Below are 15,842 nucleotides of genomic sequence, written 5' to 3' on the forward strand. Positions count from 1 at the left end.
GCTGGTCAGCGAGCGGGACCCCGCGGCGGCGCGACGGGGTCCCGGGGGTGTGCCGCGGGTCACTCGTTCGCGGCGCGCGGCCTGCCGTCGCCGGGGCCCGCGGCGGAGTCGTCGTACTGGTCGAACAGCGGGGTGCGCCCGCGCTCGCGGGAGCGGCGGGCGGACGCGGCGCGGCGGGCGTCGCTGCGGGCGTCGTCCGCCGCGGCCCCGGCCCGCTCGTCGCGCGCCGCGTGCTCGTGCCCGTCTCGCTCCCGCTCGGACCGGTCGTGCTCGGCGCGGTCCGCCGTGCCGTCCGCGGCCGGTTCTGCCGTGCTCGACCGGGCCGAGCTCCAGGTGTCCGGCGCGCCCAGGTCGACGCTGCCGGTGGCGCGCGGGGCGACCGGGGCGGTCACGTACGTCGGCAGCGGGACCGGGACCGGGTCCCAGCTGTCGCCGCGGCCGGGGCCGTGCCGCCGCTCGCGCTGCTGGTCGACCCACTCGGCGTGGTCGGTCTGCTCGACGAGCGCGCGCCGGCCCGCGGCGAGCGCGGACAGGCCGGGGTCGGCGTCCGGGGCGGGCTCCTCCGCGGCGGGCTCGGCGCTCTGCTCGTGCCGGCGCGGCTGCCGCTCGCGCAGCTGCCGCGCGGCGGCCTCGGCCCTGCGCCGGTCCATCGTGTACGTGAAGCGCCGCCGCTCCTGGCGGCGCAGATAGACGATGTACGCGCTCAGCAGCGCCCCGGGCACCCCGGGCACCCACAGCAGCGCGACACCGCCGACGGCGGCGACGACCGCGGCGAGCGTGAAGGCGACGAACAGCATCACGGTGGTGCGGCGACGGCGCGCGAGGACCTTGGAGCGCCGGGCCCGCGCGGCGGCCTCGGCCGCACCGCGGGCGGCCTGGCGCTCGGCGGCCGCGCTCCGGGCGCCCTGGCGGTGGACCGGCTGCCGGTCGGGCGCCTGGTGCTCGTCCGCCGGGCGGCCGGGGCCCCGGCGCTCGCGCTGGTCACCCGCCTCCGGCGCGGACGGCTCACGGCCGTGCGGCTCCGTGTCCACGCCCGCCTGGTGCCGGGGCCGCTGCCGGCCCGTCGTCCGGCCGCGGGGCTCGGTCGCCACCTCCTCGTCCGGGAGCATGGCGAAGGCCCGGACGTCCACCGAGTCGGTGGCCGTGCCCGGGTCGGCGCGCGACTCCTCCTCCTCGGACGAGTCAGCCGTGCGCGCGCGCAGGTCCTTGGCGTAACGGCGCTCCATGCCCGCCCGTCCGGACAGCAGCCGGATGGCGGTGCTGAAGCGTTCCGTCGGACGGGCTTCATTCAGCTCGTCCTGCCTACGGAGCCACATCGGCACCAAGTAGGCGGCCCAGGCCCCGACGATGACTGCGTAGAAGAGGCCGCTGCTGCTCACGCCTCACACGGTAGAGGGGTTTTGTCGAGGCCATCCGCCAATTGGGCCGGTGTGTCGCACGATCTGGCTGATATCTCAAACTTTTTTTGCGACTGGTGCGATCAACAGCCTGATCCCACAAGGAATTTAACGGTCACTCACCGATCAATTTCGAACAGGTATTTCATTTATGAGAGAGACAGCATCCCCGGCGGACGGCGGCCGGGGGGCGCCAACTCGGCGCGTCCGCGCGCCGAAGCGCCCTGGTGAGCACCCGCGCGCCGGCTCCCGACGCCCCGTCACCCGCGCGCCGCGCGCACGCTCCGCTACGCGGTGTGCCGCGGTCGCGCCCGGTGCCAGCGATGCAGCAGGCCCTCCGGAACCTCCTCCACGGTGAGCGCGAACACGAGGTGGTCCCGCCAGGCCCCATCGATGTGAAGATATCGTGGACGCAGCCCCTCCTCGCGGAATCCGAGTTTCTCCACGACCCGGCGGCTCGGCGCGTTCTCCGGCCGAATGCAGACCTCGACGCGGTGCAGCCCCACGGTCCGGAAGCAGTGGTCGACGACCAGCGCCACGGCGGTCGGCATCACACCGCGCCCCGCCACGGACTCGTCCACCCAGTACCCGACGTGCCCGGAGCACATCGAGCCCCAGGTGATCCCGGCGACCGTCAACTGCCCGACGAGCCGGCCCTGGTACTCGATGACGAACGGCAGCATCCGGCCCGCGCCCGCCTCCGCCCGCAGATGCCGGACCATCTGGCGGTACGTGGGCCGGTGCGCGACCGGGCCGGCGGGCGTGGGCGGCGGGATCGTGGCCTCCCAGGGGCGCAGCCAGTCGCGGTTGCGCCGGTTGACCTCGCGCCAGGCCCGCTGGTCACGCAGCTTTATGGGGCGGAGGGTGACGTCGCCGTCCGTCAGCTCGGCGGGCCAGCCGGGGCTGTTCAGCTCGCACCCCCGTCGGTTCTCGGATGGTCGCCGCCGCGCAGCTGGTCCACGGCGTGCCTGAGCAGCGGCCCCAGGACCGCGAGGCCGTCGCGGACGCCGCCGCTGGAGCCGGGCAGGTTCACGATCAGGGTGCGGCCCGCGACCCCGGCGAGGCCCCGGGAGAGCGCGGCCGTGGGCACCTTCTCGCGGCCGTACGCCCGGATCGCCTCCGGGATGCCCGGCACCTCGTGGTCGAGGACTCCACGGGTCGCCTCGGGCGTGCGGTCGGTGGGCGAGACGCCGGTGCCCCCGGTGGTGAGGATGACGTCGTACGCGGCCTCCACCCCGGCGCGCAGGGCCCGCGCCACGGGGTCACCGTCGGGCACCACCTGCGGCCCGTCGACGGCGAAGCCGAGCGCGGCGAGCCCCTCGGCGAGGATCGGGCCTCCCGTGTCGGCGTAGACACCGGCGGCGGCGCGGTTGGACGCGGTGACGACGAGGGCGCGGTACGGGGCCGGGGAGCCCGGGTCCGCTCCGGCGGCGGCGTTCACGCGCCCGCCCCCTCACGGCTCCAGGTGCCGGACTTGCCGCCCGTCTTCTCCTCCACCCGTACGTCCGTGATGACGGCCCCCTTGTCGACGGCCTTCACCATGTCGACGACCGTGAGCGCGGCGACGCTCACCGCCGTGAGGGCCTCCATCTCCACGCCCGTGCGGTCGGTCGTCTTCACGGTGGCGGTGATCTCCACGGCGTCGTCGGCGACGGACAGGTCGAGCTTCACCCCGGAGACGGCCAGCGGGTGGCACAGCGGGATCAGGTCGGGCGTGCGCTTGGCGCCCATGATGCCCGCGATCCGGGCGGTCGCCAGGGCGTCGCCCTTGGGGACGCCCTCGCCGCGCAGCAGCTCGATCACGCGTGGCGCGACCAGGACGCGTCCGCTCGCCCGCGCGCTGCGCGCGGTCACGTCCTTCTCCGATACGTCGACCATGCGAGCGGCGCCCGCCTCGTCGATGTGCGTCAGTCCCTGCTGGGTGCTCATGTGCTGTGGCGCTCCTGGTCCGGACCCCGCGCGGGCGCGCGGCCTGCTGTGCGCGACACCGTACCGCCCGGCCGTGGCGCGCGGTCGCGCCACCCGAGCCGGACGGCCCCTTCCCCGCCGGGCCGGCCGTCAGCCGATGAGCACCACGTCGACCTCCGCGCCCGGCTCGACCGACGTCGTGTCCTCGGGGACGACGATCAGCGCGTCCGCGTGCGCGAGGGCGGCGACGAGGTGCGAACCGCTGCCGCCGACGGGAGTCACCGTGCCTGCCTCGGCGTCGTGGCGGCCGCGCAGGAACTGGCGCTTCCCGGTCGGCGACGTGAGCGCGTCACCGCCGCCGAGGCGGGCCCGGGCGGTGGGCCGGTGCACGTCCGGCAGACCCATCAGGGTGCGCACGGCGGGCCGCACGAAGACCTCGAAGGACACGTACGACGACACGGGGTTGCCCGGCAGGGCGAGCAGCGGGGTGTGGTCGGGCCCGATCGAGCCGAAGCCCTGCGGCTTGCCGGGCTGCATGGCGAGCTTGCGGAACTCCACGCCGCCGCCCGCCCCGAGGCCCTTCTCGTCGTCCGGGTCGCCGATGGCGGACAGGGCCTCCTTGACGACGTCGTACGCGCCGACGCTGACGCCGCCCGTGGTGACCACGAGGTCGGCGCGGATGAGCTGGTCCTCGATGGTGGAGCGCAGCGTCTCCGCGTCGTCGGCGACGGCCCCCACCCGGTAGGCGATCGCGCCGGCCCCGCGGGCGGCGGCCGTGAGGGAGAAGCTGTTGGAGTCGTAGATCTGACCCTCGGCCAGTTCCTCACCGGGCTGGACCAGTTCGCTTCCGGTGGACAGGACGACCACGCGCGGGCGCGGGCGCACCATGACCGTGGCCCGGCCGATCGCGGCGAGCAGGGCGATCTGCGGGGCGCCGATGACCGTGCCCGCGGCCAGGGCGCGGTCGCCCGCCCGCACGTCGCTGCCCCGCGCGCGGACGTGCGCGCCGGCCTTGGCGGGGCGGTGGACGCGGACCTCTCCGGAGGCGCCCTCGGGGGCCGCGCTGTGGGCCCGCATCCCGGAGACGGGGCCCCCGCCGAGCCCGCCGTCGGTCCACTCCACGGGCACGACGGCCTCGGCGCCGGGCGGCAGCGGGGCGCCGGTCATGATGCGGGCGGCCTGGCCGGGGCCGACGGTGGGCTGCTCGCCCTGCCCGGCGGCGACGTCCCCGACGACGGTCAGGACGGCGGGGAACTCCTCGCCCGCGCCCGCGACATCGGCTGCCCGGACCGCGTATCCGTCCATGGAGCTGTTGTCGAAGGGCGGCAGCGACACGGGCACCGTGACGTCCTCGACCAGGACGCAGCCCTGGGCGTCGAGGAGCTGCAGCTCGATGGGCTCCAGCGGGCGGACGGCCGCCAGGACGTCCTCCAGGTGCTCGTCCACCGACCACACGCGCTCCTGGCCGGTGTCCTGCCCGCGGTGCGCCCCTGTGCCGTCGTGCGTCGTGCCGCTGCTGCTCAAGTGCTACATCTCCTCGGTGACGTAACTGCGAAGCCAGGCCTTGAAGTCCGGGCCCAGGTCTTCACGTTCGCACGCGAGTCTGACAATGGCACGCAGATAGTCGCCGCGGTCGCCGGTGTCATAGCGGCGGCCCTTGAAGACCACGCCGTGCACCGGGCCGCCGACCTTCTCGTCGGCGGCGAGCTGCTGAAGCGCGTCGGTCAGCTGGATCTCGCCGCCGCGGCCCGGCTCGGTGGTGCGCAGTATGTCGAAGATATGCGGGTCGAGGACGTACCGGCCGATGATGGCGTAGTTCGAGGGGGCGTCCGCCACGTCCGGCTTCTCGACCAGGTCGGTGACCTTCACGACGTCGCTCTCGTCGGTGGCCTCGACCGCCGCGCAGCCGTAGAGGTGGATCTGCTCCGGCGCGACCTCCATGAGCGCGACGACGCTGCCGCCGCACCGGTCCTGGATCTCGACCATGCGGGCGAGCAGCGGGTCGCGCGGGTCGATCAGGTCGTCGCCCAGGAGCACCGCGAAGGGCTCCCGGCCCACGTGCGGCGCCGCGCACAGGACGGCGTGACCGAGGCCCTTGGGGTCGCCCTGGCGGACGTAGTGCATGGTGGCCAGGTCGCTGGACTCCTGGACCTTCGCGAGCCGGGATTCGTCGCCCTTCTTCTCCAGGGCGGACTCCAGCTCGTAGTTGCGGTCGAAGTGGTCCTCCAGGGGACGCTTGTTGCGACCCGTGACCATGAGGACGTCGTCCAGGCCCGCGGCGACCGCCTCCTCGACCACGTACTGGATCGCCGGCTTGTCGACGACCGGCAGCATCTCCTTGGGCGTGGCCTTGGTGGCGGGCAAGAAGCGCGTGCCAAGACCAGCTGCGGGGATGACAGCCTTGGTGATCTTGGGGTGAGACTCAGTCATGCCCGCCACCATATCCGGTGCCTATGCGAAGAATCTGCGGCTCCGGAATATTCGCCCACATGTGAGCACAATAGGAAGGATGTAAGAGTTCGCCATGGAACACCCCGACTCCGGCAAGGGAATCAAGCGCACATTGCGGAGAGAGATCCTGGCGGTTAGGAAGCGGTTGCCGCCAGATGACGCGCGCGAGGCGGCCGGGAGATTCGCCGAGCACGCGCTGGACCTTCCCGAACTCGCCACGGCCCGCACGGTCGCCGCGTACGTCTCCGTGGGCGGCGAACCGGGCACCCACGCGCTCCTCGACACCCTCCACGCGCGCGGGACCCGCGTCCTGCTGCCGGTGCTGCTCCCGGACAACGACCTGGACTGGGCGGCGTACGACGGGGCCGGCTCGCTGGCCCGTGTGCAACACCCGGGGAAGATGGCCCTGTTGGAGCCCTCCGGGCCGCGACTCGGCCCGGACGCCGTCCTGGAGGCCGACGCGGTGCTGCTGCCGGGGCTCGCGGTGGACGGGCGCGGGACGCGTCTGGGACGCGGCGGCGGCTCGTACGACCGGGTCCTGGCGCGTCTGGAGCGTGCGAGGGCCGACCCGGCGCTCGTCGTGCTCCTGTACGACACCGAAGTCGTCGCGCACATCCCCGGAGAGGCGCACGACCGCCCGGTGCGCGCCGTCGTGACGCCTTCGGGGGTGCGGCGTTTCGGCTGAGGACCGGAAGCCGGAACCGGCCCCGGTTTCCGGAGAGACGGAAGGGCCCTCCACGCGTGCGCGTGGAGGGCCCTTCCGCTCAGCCGCCCGTCACCGTCAGGGCTTCAGCACCAGGGTGTCGCTCGTGCTGTCCTCGACGGCCTTCTTGGAGAAGGACCACGGCAACAGCTCGCCCTTGACCCACTTGCTCGTCTGGTCGGTGTAGTGGTCGCTGTAGGCATGGCCCGAAGCGCCGGTGAGGTTGATCCACCGGGACTTGTCGAGGTCCTTCAAGTTCACCACCATCCGCATCGACGGCACCCAGATGACGTCGTAGCCGCCCGCCGCGTTCCAGCCGGTGGCGTTGACCGTGGCCTCGCCGCCGCCGAGCTTCCAGGGGCCGCGGTTGAGCACGAACTGGAGCCAGCCGGGGCCTTCGGTGCCGAGCGTCTGGTTCTTCAGCTCCAGGCGGTGCAGGCGGCCCCAGTTCCAGGTGTCGATGTCCTTGCCGAGCTTGGCCGTCAGGTCCCAGCGGGCGTCCGCGAGGGCACGGGCGAAGAGCTGGTCGCGGTTCTTCGTCTCCTTGTCCGTGCGGTTGCCCGGGGTCTTCCACCAGTCGTTGTCCTCGTCGTTGAGGATCTTGCGGATGACCTCGAAGTAGCGGTCGCCGCCGTCGGGCTGCGCCGAGTCCGCGTCGCGCTCGCCGCACTCGCGGACCTTCTTGTCCTCGTCGGCGGGCCGGGTGTCGCTGGCGTGGTCCACCCACAGGCACTGGCCCTTGACGCGCAGCTCCTTGGGCAGCTTGGTGCCGATGGACAGCTGGAGGATCGAGCGCCAGACGGCGTTGAAGTACGCGGCCGCCGCCGAGTCGGCGTCCTGGGTGTAGTCCCAGCCCTCCAGGAGCTTCTGCGCCTCACGGACGTGCTTGTCCTTGATGTCGACCTTGAGCAGCTTGGGCACGAGCAGGCGTGCGATCTCGCTGCTGTTGTCGGTCTGCATCAGCCGCATGTCCTCCGTGGAGATCTTGCCGCCGTTCTTGGTCTTGGCCTTGATCAGGTCCTCGATGCGCTGGCTGCGCGCGCCGTAGCCCCAGTCCGTCGTGAGCTTGTACGGGTACTTGTCGCTGATCACGGCCTGGTTGGCGGTGACGATGTAGCCGCGCTTGGGGTTGTACTCGTAGGGCAGCTCGTCCTGGTCGATGTAGCCGCTCCAGCGGTACTTCGGGTCCCAGCCGGGTGCGGGCAGCGAGCCGTCGCCCTTCCCGCGCTTGGGGATCCTGCCGGGGGCCTGGTAGCCGATGTTGCCCTTGGTGTCGGCGTAGATGAGGTTCTGCGAGGGCACCTCGAAGGTGGCCGCCGCCTTGCGGAAGCTCTTGAAGTCCTTGGCCCGGTTCAGCTCGAAGACGGCGTCCATGGACTTGCCCGGCGTGAGCGCGGTCCAGCGCAGCGCGATGCCGTAGCCCTCGCCGCGGTCCGGGGCCGCGGTGTCGACCTGGGCCCGCTTGCCGACCTTGACCAGTTCGTCGTCGCGGTCGGAGATCAGCGGGCCGTTGTTGGTCTCCCGGACGGTGATCGTCTTGGTCTTGCCGCCCGCGACCTTGATCTTCTCCTTGCGGGTGGTGAACGGCAGCACCTTCTCGCCGAACTGGTACCCGTCCGCGGTGAACTTCTCCAGGTACAGATCCGTGACGTCCGCGCCCAGGTTCGTCATGCCCCAGGCGATGTCCTGGTTGTGGCCGATGACCACGCCGGGCATCCCGGAGAAGGTGTAGCCGCTGACGTCGTACTGGCACTTCGCCGAGACCGAGCGGCAGTGCAGGCCCATCTGGTACCAGACGGACGGCAGCTGCGGCGCCAGGTGCGGGTCGTTGGCCAGCAGGGGCTTGCCGGTGATGGTGTGCGCGCCGGAGACGACCCACGAGTTGGAGCCGATGCCGTTGCCGTTCGAGCCGAGGCCCGCGTCCGGGACCTCGTCGAGCACGTCGGAGAGGCCGGAGAGCTGCGACTGGAGGCCGCTGGGGGTCTGGGCGCCGCCCGCGACGCCGGTGCCCGCTGTGCCGGTGCCGGTGCCCGTGCCCGTGCGGGTGCCGGTACCCGTACCGGTGCCCGTGCCGGTGCCGGTGCCCGTGCCCGTACCGGTGCCGGTACCCGTGCCAGTGCCGGTACCCGTACCGGTGCCAGTGCCAGTGCCGGTACCCGTGCCGGTGCCGGTGCCCGACTGGGAGCTGTCCGGGGCGTCACCGCTGAACTTGCCGGTGACCGAGTCGTACCCGCCCTCCTGGACGATCGGCTTGTTCCGGTCGTACGGGTAGTCCGGGTACAGGTCCTTGATCTGGGACGGGCCGAGGCGGCTCGTCATCAAGGAGCGGTCGATCTCGTCCTGCATGTTGCCGCGCAGGTCCCAGGCCATGGCCTTGAGCCAGGCCACCGAGTCGACGGGCGTCCACTTCTGGGGCTTGTAGTCGTTCTCGAACTCGAGCGCCGCGTACTCGAGGGAGATCTCCTTGCCCGCCTTGCCGTCGAGATAGGCGTTGACCCCCTTGGCGTACGCCTGGAGGTACTTCTTCGTCGCGGGCGAGAGCTTGGAGTCGTACTCCTTCTCGGCCACCCGGTGCCAGCCCAGGGTGCGCAGGAATTCATCGGTCTTGACCTGGCTCTTGCCGAACATCTCGGAGAGCCGCCCGGAGGTCATATGACGGCGGACGTCCATCTCCCAGAAGCGGTCCTGCGCCTGCACGAACCCCTGGGCCATGAACAGGTCCTCGGGGGAGTCGGCGTAGATCTGCGGAATGCCGTTGCCGTCGCGCTTGACGTCGACCGGGCCCTTGAGGCCCTTCAGGTCGATGGTGCCCTTGGTCTGCGGGAAGGAGGCGCGGACGGTGCTGATGCTCCAGTACGCGCCGAAGCCGATGCCGCCGACGACGGCCAGGACCAGGAGGATCACGATCAGTCGGGCTCGGCGCCCCTTCTTCTTACCGGGCTTGGCGCCGGAAGGGGCGGTGGTGTTGGAGGGCATCGCTGTCCTTGCTGTCCTTCGCGAGCGGCAGTTCGGGGCTTGGGCGGGTCCTGGAGTGCTGGGAGCAACCATAGGCGCAGGGCGGGACGGCCCCGGACGCGGAGTCGGAAACCGACAACGAACGAAAGTTCGCTCAATGTGGACGAAGTACGGGGACCTCCGTCAAGGAAGCGTTAAAACTTAGGTAAAGTAACGAAGCACCACGGCTCGCACGACGGAAGGAACGCCCCTGTCTGTCCACGACCTCAACCAGCTCCTGCTCGTCTCCTCGCTCGTCCTGCTCGTCGCGGTGGTCGCCGTGCGCATCTCCTCGCGCAGCGGACTGCCCAGCCTGCTGCTGTACCTCGGCATCGGCGTGGCCATGGGCCAGGACGGCATAGGCAACGTCACGTTCAACAACGCACAGCTGACCCAGGTGATCGGCTACGCGGCACTCGTCGTGATCCTGGCCGAGGGCGGCCTCGGCACCAAGTGGAGCGAGATCAAACCGGCCCTCCCCGCAGCCGCGTCCCTGGCGCTCGTGGGCGTCGCCGCGAGCGTCGGCGTGACCGCTGCGGGCGCGCACTACCTGGTCGGGCTGGAGTGGCGACAGGCCCTCATCATCGGCGCGGTGGTCTCGTCGACGGACGCGGCCGCGGTCTTCTCCGTCCTGCGCAGGGTCCCCCTCCCCTCCCGGGTCAACGGCGTCCTGGAGGCCGAGTCCGGCTTCAACGACGCGCCCGTGGTGATCCTCGTCGTGGCCTTCTCGGCGGCGGGCCCCGTGGACGAGTGGTACGTCCTCATCGGCGAGATCGCCCTGGAGCTGGCCATCGGCGCCGCCATAGGCCTCGCGGTGGGCTGGCTCGGCGCCTACGGCCTGCGGCACGTGGCGCTGCCCGCGTCCGGCCTCTACCCGATCGCGGTCATGGCCATCGCCGTGACCTCCTACGCGGCCGGGGCCATGGCCCACGGCAGCGGCTTCCTCGCGGTCTACCTGGCCGCGATGGTCCTCGGCAACGCCAAGCTGCCGCACTGGCCCGCCACCCGCGGCTTCGCCGAGGGGCTCGGCTGGATCGCGCAGATCGGCATGTTCGTCCTGCTCGGCCTGCTGGTCACGCCGCACACACTGCTGGACGACATCTGGCCCGCCGTGATCATCGGCCTGGTCCTGACGGTCGTGGCGCGGCCCGTCTCCGTCGTCGTGAGCATGCTGCCCTTCAGGATGCCCTGGCAGGAGAAGGCGCTGATGTCGTGGGCCGGCCTGCGCGGCGCCGTGCCCATCATCCTCGCCACGATCCCCATGGTGAACGGGGTCGAGAACAGCGAGCGGATCTTCAACATCGTCTTCGTCCTGGTCGTCGTCTACACCCTGGTGCAGGGCCCCACCCTGCCCGGGCTCGCCAAGGTGCTCGGCCTCGGCAAGGGCACGGCGGCCTCCGACCTCGGCATCGAATCGGCCCCCCTGGAGCGGCTGCGCGGCCATCTGCTGTCCGTGCCCGTACCGGAGGGCTCACGGTTGCACGGCGTCGAGATCAACGAGCTGCGGCTGCCCGCGGGCTCGGCCGTCACCCTCGTCGTACGGGACGACACCTCCTTCGTGCCGCTGCCCACCACGGTCCTCAGGCACGGCGACGAACTCCTGGTGGTGGCGACCGAGCCGGCGCGGGACGCGGCCGAGAAGCGGCTGCGCGCGGTGGCCCAGGGCGGCAAGCTCGCGGGGTGGCTGGGGGTGCAGGGCGGGCGGCGGTAGCCGGTGCGGGGCCGGCCCGGTAGCCGGTGCGGGGCCGGCGGCGGTGGCCGGTGCGGGGCCGGCGGCGGTGGCCAGGGAATCCCAGGTGTCATCGGTCTCACATCTCGCCATCACAGGCCTCATTTGTGATGTACCTGTACGATGAAGGCGCACTCGGCACGTCCCGTCAGCGCGCTGCAAGGCGTCGGCGGAGCGCGTACCGAGACCCACGCACCGACACAGATCGAACCAACTCTGTCTGACGCAGAGCTGGCGCGACCGTATGGCGGCCGCGGCGCCCTCGCAGTGGGCTGCCCGGTATCTACCGCAGTTCTGCGCTAGAGGACAGCTCTCGGCGCCCCCGCACGGGCGCGCTACCAGGCAGCAGAAAGGCATGGGCCGTGGCGTCCACGGTCACTGACTCCCGCCCGGGCTACGGGCAGTTGCTGCGCACCCCCCGCGCCTGGACGTTCCTGCTCCCCGGCTTCGCCGCGCGGCAGCCGTTCGCGATGCTCACCATTTCCATCGTGCTGCTCGTGCAGCACACCACCGGCTCGTACGGCGCCGCCGGTGCCGTGTCGGCCGCCACCGGCGTCTCCATGGCGCTGTTCGCCCCCTTCACGGGCAAGCTCGCCGACCGGTTCGGGCAGCGGGCCGTGCTCCTGCCCGGCGTCCTCGTGCACGCGGCGTCCGGTGTCACCCTCACCGTGCTCGCGCTGTCCGACGCCCCCTTGTGGGCCCTTTTCGTCGCCGCGGTGCCCACGGGTGCCTCGACGCCGCAGATCGGCCCCATGGTGCGGGCCCGCTGGGGCGTCAAGCTCCAGGGCTCGCCGCTCGCGCAGACGGCGGCCGCCTTCGAGTCCGTCACGGACGAGCTGACCTTCGTCCTCGGCCCCCTGGTGGCGACCGCGCTGTGCACGGGCGTCGACCCGGCCGCCGGGCTGCTCACGGAGGCCGGTCTGACCCTGGTCGGCGGCCTGCTGTTCGCCGCCCAGAAGAGCACCCAGCCGCAGCCGGCCGCGGCGGGCCACGCGCGCGTGAAGCACGATTCGGCACTCCGGGTGCCCGGTGTGCGCGTACTGATCGTGACCTTCCTGGGCATCGGCACGGTCTTCGGAGGCATGCAGGTCGCCCTCGCCGCCTTCACGGAGTCCATCGACCGGCCCGGCCTGAACGGCGTCCTGTACGGCACCTTCGCCGCGGGCAACATGCTCTCCGGGATCGTCTGCGGCGCCATCGCCTGGAAGGTCTCCCCGCAGCGGCGGCTCGTCGTCGGGTACACGGCGCTGACCCTGATGGCCTCGGGCCTGTGGGCCGCGCAGTCCGTGCTCCTGCTCGCCGGGCTCGGCCTGCTCGTCGGCGTCTGCATCGCGCCCGCCCTGATCACCGGCTACACGCTGGTCGACAGCCTGGTGGCGCCGACCGCGCGCACGGAGGCCTTCACCCTGCTCACCGGCGCCGTCGCACTGGGGCAGGCTGCCGCCGTGACGGTCGCGGGGCAGCTGGAGGACCGCCTCTGGGACGGCGCCGGATTCCTGGTGCCGCTCGGCGGCACCTTGCTCGCCCTGGCCGTGCTGCTGGTCCTGCGCTCGCGGCTCACTCCTCCCGGCACGGGCAGGACCGTCGCACGTGGCGTGGGTCACCGCGTACCGGTGACGGTGGACTGAACCCGCGGAATACGTCACTATGGACCGTCGTTAGCACTCATCGAGTGAGAGTGCCAGGAGGAAGCAAGTGCCGACGTACCAGTACCAGTGCACCGAGTGCGGCGAGGGCCTCGAGGCGGTGCAGAAGTTCACCGATGACGCCCTGACCGTGTGCCCGAACTGCGACGGACGCCTCAAGAAGGTGTTCTCGGCGGTCGGCATCGTCTTCAAGGGCTCCGGTTTCTACCGCAACGACAGCCGTGGCTCGTCGTCGAGCAGCTCGCCCGCGGCGTCGTCGTCCTCTTCGGCGTCGTCCTCTTCGGCGGCCTCGACGGCCTCTTCGAAGTCGTCGGCCTCCTCCTCGTCGTCCTCGGACTCCAAGGCGTCGAGCACCGCCTCGTCGAGTTCCTCGGCCGCGTAGCGCGCCGGACCTCCGCCTTCGCGAGGCCCCGCCGTCCCCGGGACGGCGGGGCCTTCGGCGTAATCCCGGCCGTTTCGCCCTGCGGCTACTGTGCGGCCATGGTGAACACGGCGAACGCGCAGCAGGCCGATGTCGGCGTCATCGGCGGATCGGGCCTCTACTCCTTCCTCGACGACGTGACCGAAGTGCACGTCGACACCCCCTACGGCGCCCCGAGCGACTCCGTCTTCCTCGGCGACATAGCGGGCCGCCGGGTGGCCTTCCTGCCCCGCCACGGCCGCGGCCACCACCTGCCGCCGCACCGCATCAACTACCGCGCCAACCTGTGGGCCCTGCGCTCCATGGGCGTGCGCCAGGTGCTCGGCCCGTGCGCGGTGGGCGGGCTCCGGCCGGAGTACGGGCCGGGGACGCTGCTCGTGCCCGACCAGTTCGTGGACCGTACGTCGGGGCGCCCGCAGTCGTACTTCGACGGGCTTCCGCTGCCCGACGGCTCCGTACCGAACGTGGTGCACGTGTCCCTCGCCGACCCGTACTGCCCGACAGGACGGGCCGCCGCGCTGAAGGCCGCGCGGGGCCGGGACTGGGAGCCCGTGGACGGCGGGACGCTCGTGGTGATCGAGGGGCCGCGGTTCTCGACCCGCTCGGAGTCGCGCTGGTACGCGGCACAGGGCTGGTCCGTGGTGGGCATGACCGGCCATCCCGAGGCGGCGCTCGCCCGGGAGCTGGAGCTGTGTTACACCTCGCTGACGCTGGTCACCGACCTGGACGCGGGCGCGGAGTCGGGCGCGGGGGTCTCGCACGAGGAGGTCCTGCGGGTGTTCTCCGCGAACGTGGACCGGTTGCGGACGGTGCTCTTCGACGCGGTGGCGGGGCTTCCGGACACGGGGGCGCGGGACTGCTTGTGCGTGGGGGCGCTGGGTGGGATGGATCCGGGGTTCGAGCTGCCGTAGGCGGGGGCGGCGGCTGGGGCCGGGGGCGGCTGCTGGGGCCGGGGGCGGCCGCCGAGGCCGGGGCAGCCACTGGGGTCGCGGGCGGCCGTCGGGGTAGCGGGCAGTCGCCGGGGTCGCGGCCCCGGCGGGGCCAAGCGGTGGCTGTCGCGGCCCGGGTGCTGGCTGCGGGCCCTTGGCGGAGGGGAGCGGAACTTGCCCTTCGGGTGAGGGAGTTGTCCACAACCGGGCAGTAGCGCACGGGGCTCGGCGGGATCGGCCGCGGGCCCGCATCGTGGGATCGGAACCCGAACTCCTCGGTCCGAACTCCTCACGGCGGGCGGTGGTCGTCATGACGCAGGACGCTTCACACTTCGGTACGCGCACGGGAGCCCGGCCCGGTCCACGGACCGCGTCGTACGCGTCCGGGGCACGGCCGAAGCCGGGCACGCGGGCAGCGCCGCCCGGGCCCGGCGGGGGTGGCGGCGGTGGCGCCCCGCCTCCGCCGTGCCGGCTGCCGCACTTCTCCCCGCTGCACGTGCGCGGCGGGCGGCAGCGGCTGCGGCGGCTCGCCCGGCACCGCAGGCGGGCGGTGGCCGTGGGGCTCGCGATGACCGCCGCCGCCCTCGCGGCAGCCGGCCCGGGGGACGCCGCGCCATCGCACACCGGGGACTCCACGGCGTCCGTGGCCGCGAAGGGCGCGGAAGACGGGCGGGAGCGGGCGCGGCGAGCGGCCCGCCCGGTGACCGCCCCGGTCCGGATCGCGGACGCGGCGACGGCACGCCTGCTGCGCCCGGGCGACCGCGTGGACGTGGTCGCGGCCCAGGACCCGGCGACGGGCCGGGGCGGCCCGCCCCGGGTGATCGCGTCGAACGCTCGGGTGGCCGAGGTGCCCGAGACCGCAGACGCGACGGCCGAGAGCGGGGCTCTGGTCGTCCTCGCCGTGCCGGGAGGGACGGCGGCGCGGCTCGCGGGGGCGAGCGCCACCGCGCGCCTGGCGGTGACGCTGCGATGAGCCGCATGGCTGCTCAGACGGTTGACGCCCTGTCAAGTCGCTCGTTCGCGTTACGGAAGTGGACAGGGCTGCCAGGCGCTGCCGTAGGTTGCGAAGCGGTTTGCCGCACAACCCGCATTTGCAACGAAAGGCCTAGTGGTGAGCGAGAAGAAGGAACCGAGCGTCTGGCAGGGCTTCAAGGCCTTCCTGACCCGCGGCAACGTCGTCGACCTGGCGGTAGCTGTCGTCATCGGCGCCGCATTCACGAACATCGTGAACTCCGTGGTGAAGGGCGTCATCAACCCGCTGGTGGGCGCCTTCGGGACGAAGGACCTCGACCACTACGCCTCGTGTCTCAAGGGCCCGTGCGTGGTGAAGAACGGCGAGGCCGTCGAGGGCGTCCCCATCATGTGGGGCTCGGTGCTCAGCGCCACCCTCAGCTTCGTGATCACCGCGGCCGTCGTCTACTTCCTCATGGTCCTGCCGATGTCGAAGTACCTGGCCAAGCAGACCGCGCGCCAGGCGGCCAAGGAGGGCACGCAGGAGGTCATGGAGGTGACGGAGCTGGAGGTGCTCAAGGAGATCCGCGACGCCCTGGTCGCGCAGCGCGACGCGGGCCCCGGCGAGACGGGCCGGACCGGCGCGGGCGGGGGCGGCGAGCGCCCCGGGCCGGAGACAGGGCAGCCCGGAGGCGGCGTGCGCTAGCGGGGCC

The 15,842-nt window shown here is 72.5% G+C and carries 14 protein-coding genes; 7 read left to right on the forward strand and 7 right to left on the reverse strand.

All coding sequences use genetic code 11. From position 1 onward, the window contains the following. Positions 1-59 precede the first annotated feature (59 nt). The 6 genes from sepX to galU form a co-directional block, all read right to left on the reverse strand. Positions 60-1,379: a divisome protein SepX/GlpR gene (gene sepX / locus AC07GB_RS24150; RefSeq protein WP_478848701.1), complete on the reverse strand. Its 1,320-nt coding sequence runs from the start codon at positions 1,377-1,379 to the stop codon at positions 60-62. 305 nt (positions 1,380-1,684) lie between these two features. Beyond that, positions 1,685-2,308 carry a GNAT family N-acetyltransferase gene (locus AC07GB_RS24155; protein WP_478848798.1) on the reverse strand — a complete coding sequence of 208 codons (624 nt, stop codon included), beginning with the start codon at positions 2,306-2,308 and terminating at the stop codon, positions 1,685-1,687. After that, the gene (locus AC07GB_RS24160; RefSeq protein WP_478848703.1) at positions 2,305-2,838 is read right to left on the reverse strand and encodes a MogA/MoaB family molybdenum cofactor biosynthesis protein; all 534 of its coding nucleotides are present in this window, start codon (positions 2,836-2,838) and stop codon (positions 2,305-2,307) included. Before AC07GB_RS24160 ends, AC07GB_RS24155 begins: the two co-directional genes overlap by 4 nt. Beyond that, positions 2,835-3,326 (reverse strand): cyclic pyranopterin monophosphate synthase MoaC, encoded by a 492-nt coding sequence (gene moaC, locus AC07GB_RS24165; RefSeq protein WP_478848705.1) that lies wholly within the window; start codon positions 3,324-3,326, stop codon positions 2,835-2,837. The genes AC07GB_RS24160 and moaC overlap by 4 nt, the downstream gene beginning before the upstream one ends. 129 nt (positions 3,327-3,455) lie before the next feature. Beyond that, positions 3,456-4,760 (reverse strand): molybdotransferase-like divisome protein Glp, encoded by a 1,305-nt coding sequence (gene glp, locus AC07GB_RS24170; protein ID WP_478848800.1) that lies wholly within the window; start codon positions 4,758-4,760, stop codon positions 3,456-3,458. 72 nt (positions 4,761-4,832) lie between these two features. Next, a complete protein-coding gene (galU, locus tag AC07GB_RS24175; protein WP_478848707.1) occupies positions 4,833-5,735 on the reverse strand; it encodes a UTP--glucose-1-phosphate uridylyltransferase GalU in 903 nt (300 codons plus the stop codon). Between the two features lie 94 nt (positions 5,736-5,829). Between galU and AC07GB_RS24180 the strand changes: the two genes are divergently transcribed. Then, entirely contained in the window at positions 5,830-6,441 is a 612-nt protein-coding gene (locus AC07GB_RS24180; protein WP_478848709.1) for a 5-formyltetrahydrofolate cyclo-ligase, read from the forward strand. 96 nt (positions 6,442-6,537) lie between these two features. Here the strand turns inward: AC07GB_RS24180 and AC07GB_RS24185 are convergent, their stop codons facing one another. Next, on the reverse strand, positions 6,538-9,435 hold the full coding sequence (locus tag AC07GB_RS24185) for a penicillin acylase family protein (protein ID WP_478848710.1): 2,898 nt from the start codon (positions 9,433-9,435) through the stop codon (positions 6,538-6,540). A 229-nt stretch (positions 9,436-9,664) separates the two neighbouring features. Here AC07GB_RS24185 and AC07GB_RS24190 point away from each other — a divergent pair, with 229 nt between their 5' ends. The 6 genes from AC07GB_RS24190 to mscL all read left to right on the forward strand — a co-directional run bounded on the left by AC07GB_RS24190 (position 9,665) and on the right by mscL (position 15,835). Continuing rightward, positions 9,665-11,164, forward strand: coding sequence for a potassium/proton antiporter (locus AC07GB_RS24190; protein WP_478848802.1), 1,500 nt, complete (start codon positions 9,665-9,667; stop codon positions 11,162-11,164). Positions 11,165-11,544: 380 nt separating this feature from the next. Next, positions 11,545-12,810 (forward strand): MFS transporter, encoded by a 1,266-nt coding sequence (locus AC07GB_RS24195; RefSeq protein ID WP_478848711.1) that lies wholly within the window; start codon positions 11,545-11,547, stop codon positions 12,808-12,810. Positions 12,811-12,877: 67 nt separating this feature from the next. Continuing rightward, positions 12,878-13,210 carry an FmdB family zinc ribbon protein gene (locus AC07GB_RS24200; protein ID WP_478848712.1) on the forward strand — a complete coding sequence of 111 codons (333 nt, stop codon included), beginning with the start codon at positions 12,878-12,880 and terminating at the stop codon, positions 13,208-13,210. A gap of 98 nt (positions 13,211-13,308) precedes the next feature. Next, positions 13,309-14,160 (forward strand): S-methyl-5'-thioadenosine phosphorylase, encoded by an 852-nt coding sequence (locus AC07GB_RS24205; protein WP_478848714.1) that lies wholly within the window; start codon positions 13,309-13,311, stop codon positions 14,158-14,160. Between the two features lie 328 nt (positions 14,161-14,488). Continuing rightward, positions 14,489-15,151, forward strand: a complete 663-nt coding sequence (locus tag AC07GB_RS24210; RefSeq protein ID WP_478848716.1) for an RcpC/CpaB family pilus assembly protein — start codon at positions 14,489-14,491, stop codon at positions 15,149-15,151. Between the two features lie 135 nt (positions 15,152-15,286). After that, positions 15,287-15,835 carry a large conductance mechanosensitive channel protein MscL gene (mscL, locus tag AC07GB_RS24215; RefSeq protein WP_478848718.1) on the forward strand — a complete coding sequence of 183 codons (549 nt, stop codon included), beginning with the start codon at positions 15,287-15,289 and terminating at the stop codon, positions 15,833-15,835. Positions 15,836-15,842: the final 7 nt, after the last annotated feature.

It is taken from the genome of Streptomyces sp. NPDC045778, from assembly GCF_056431945.1.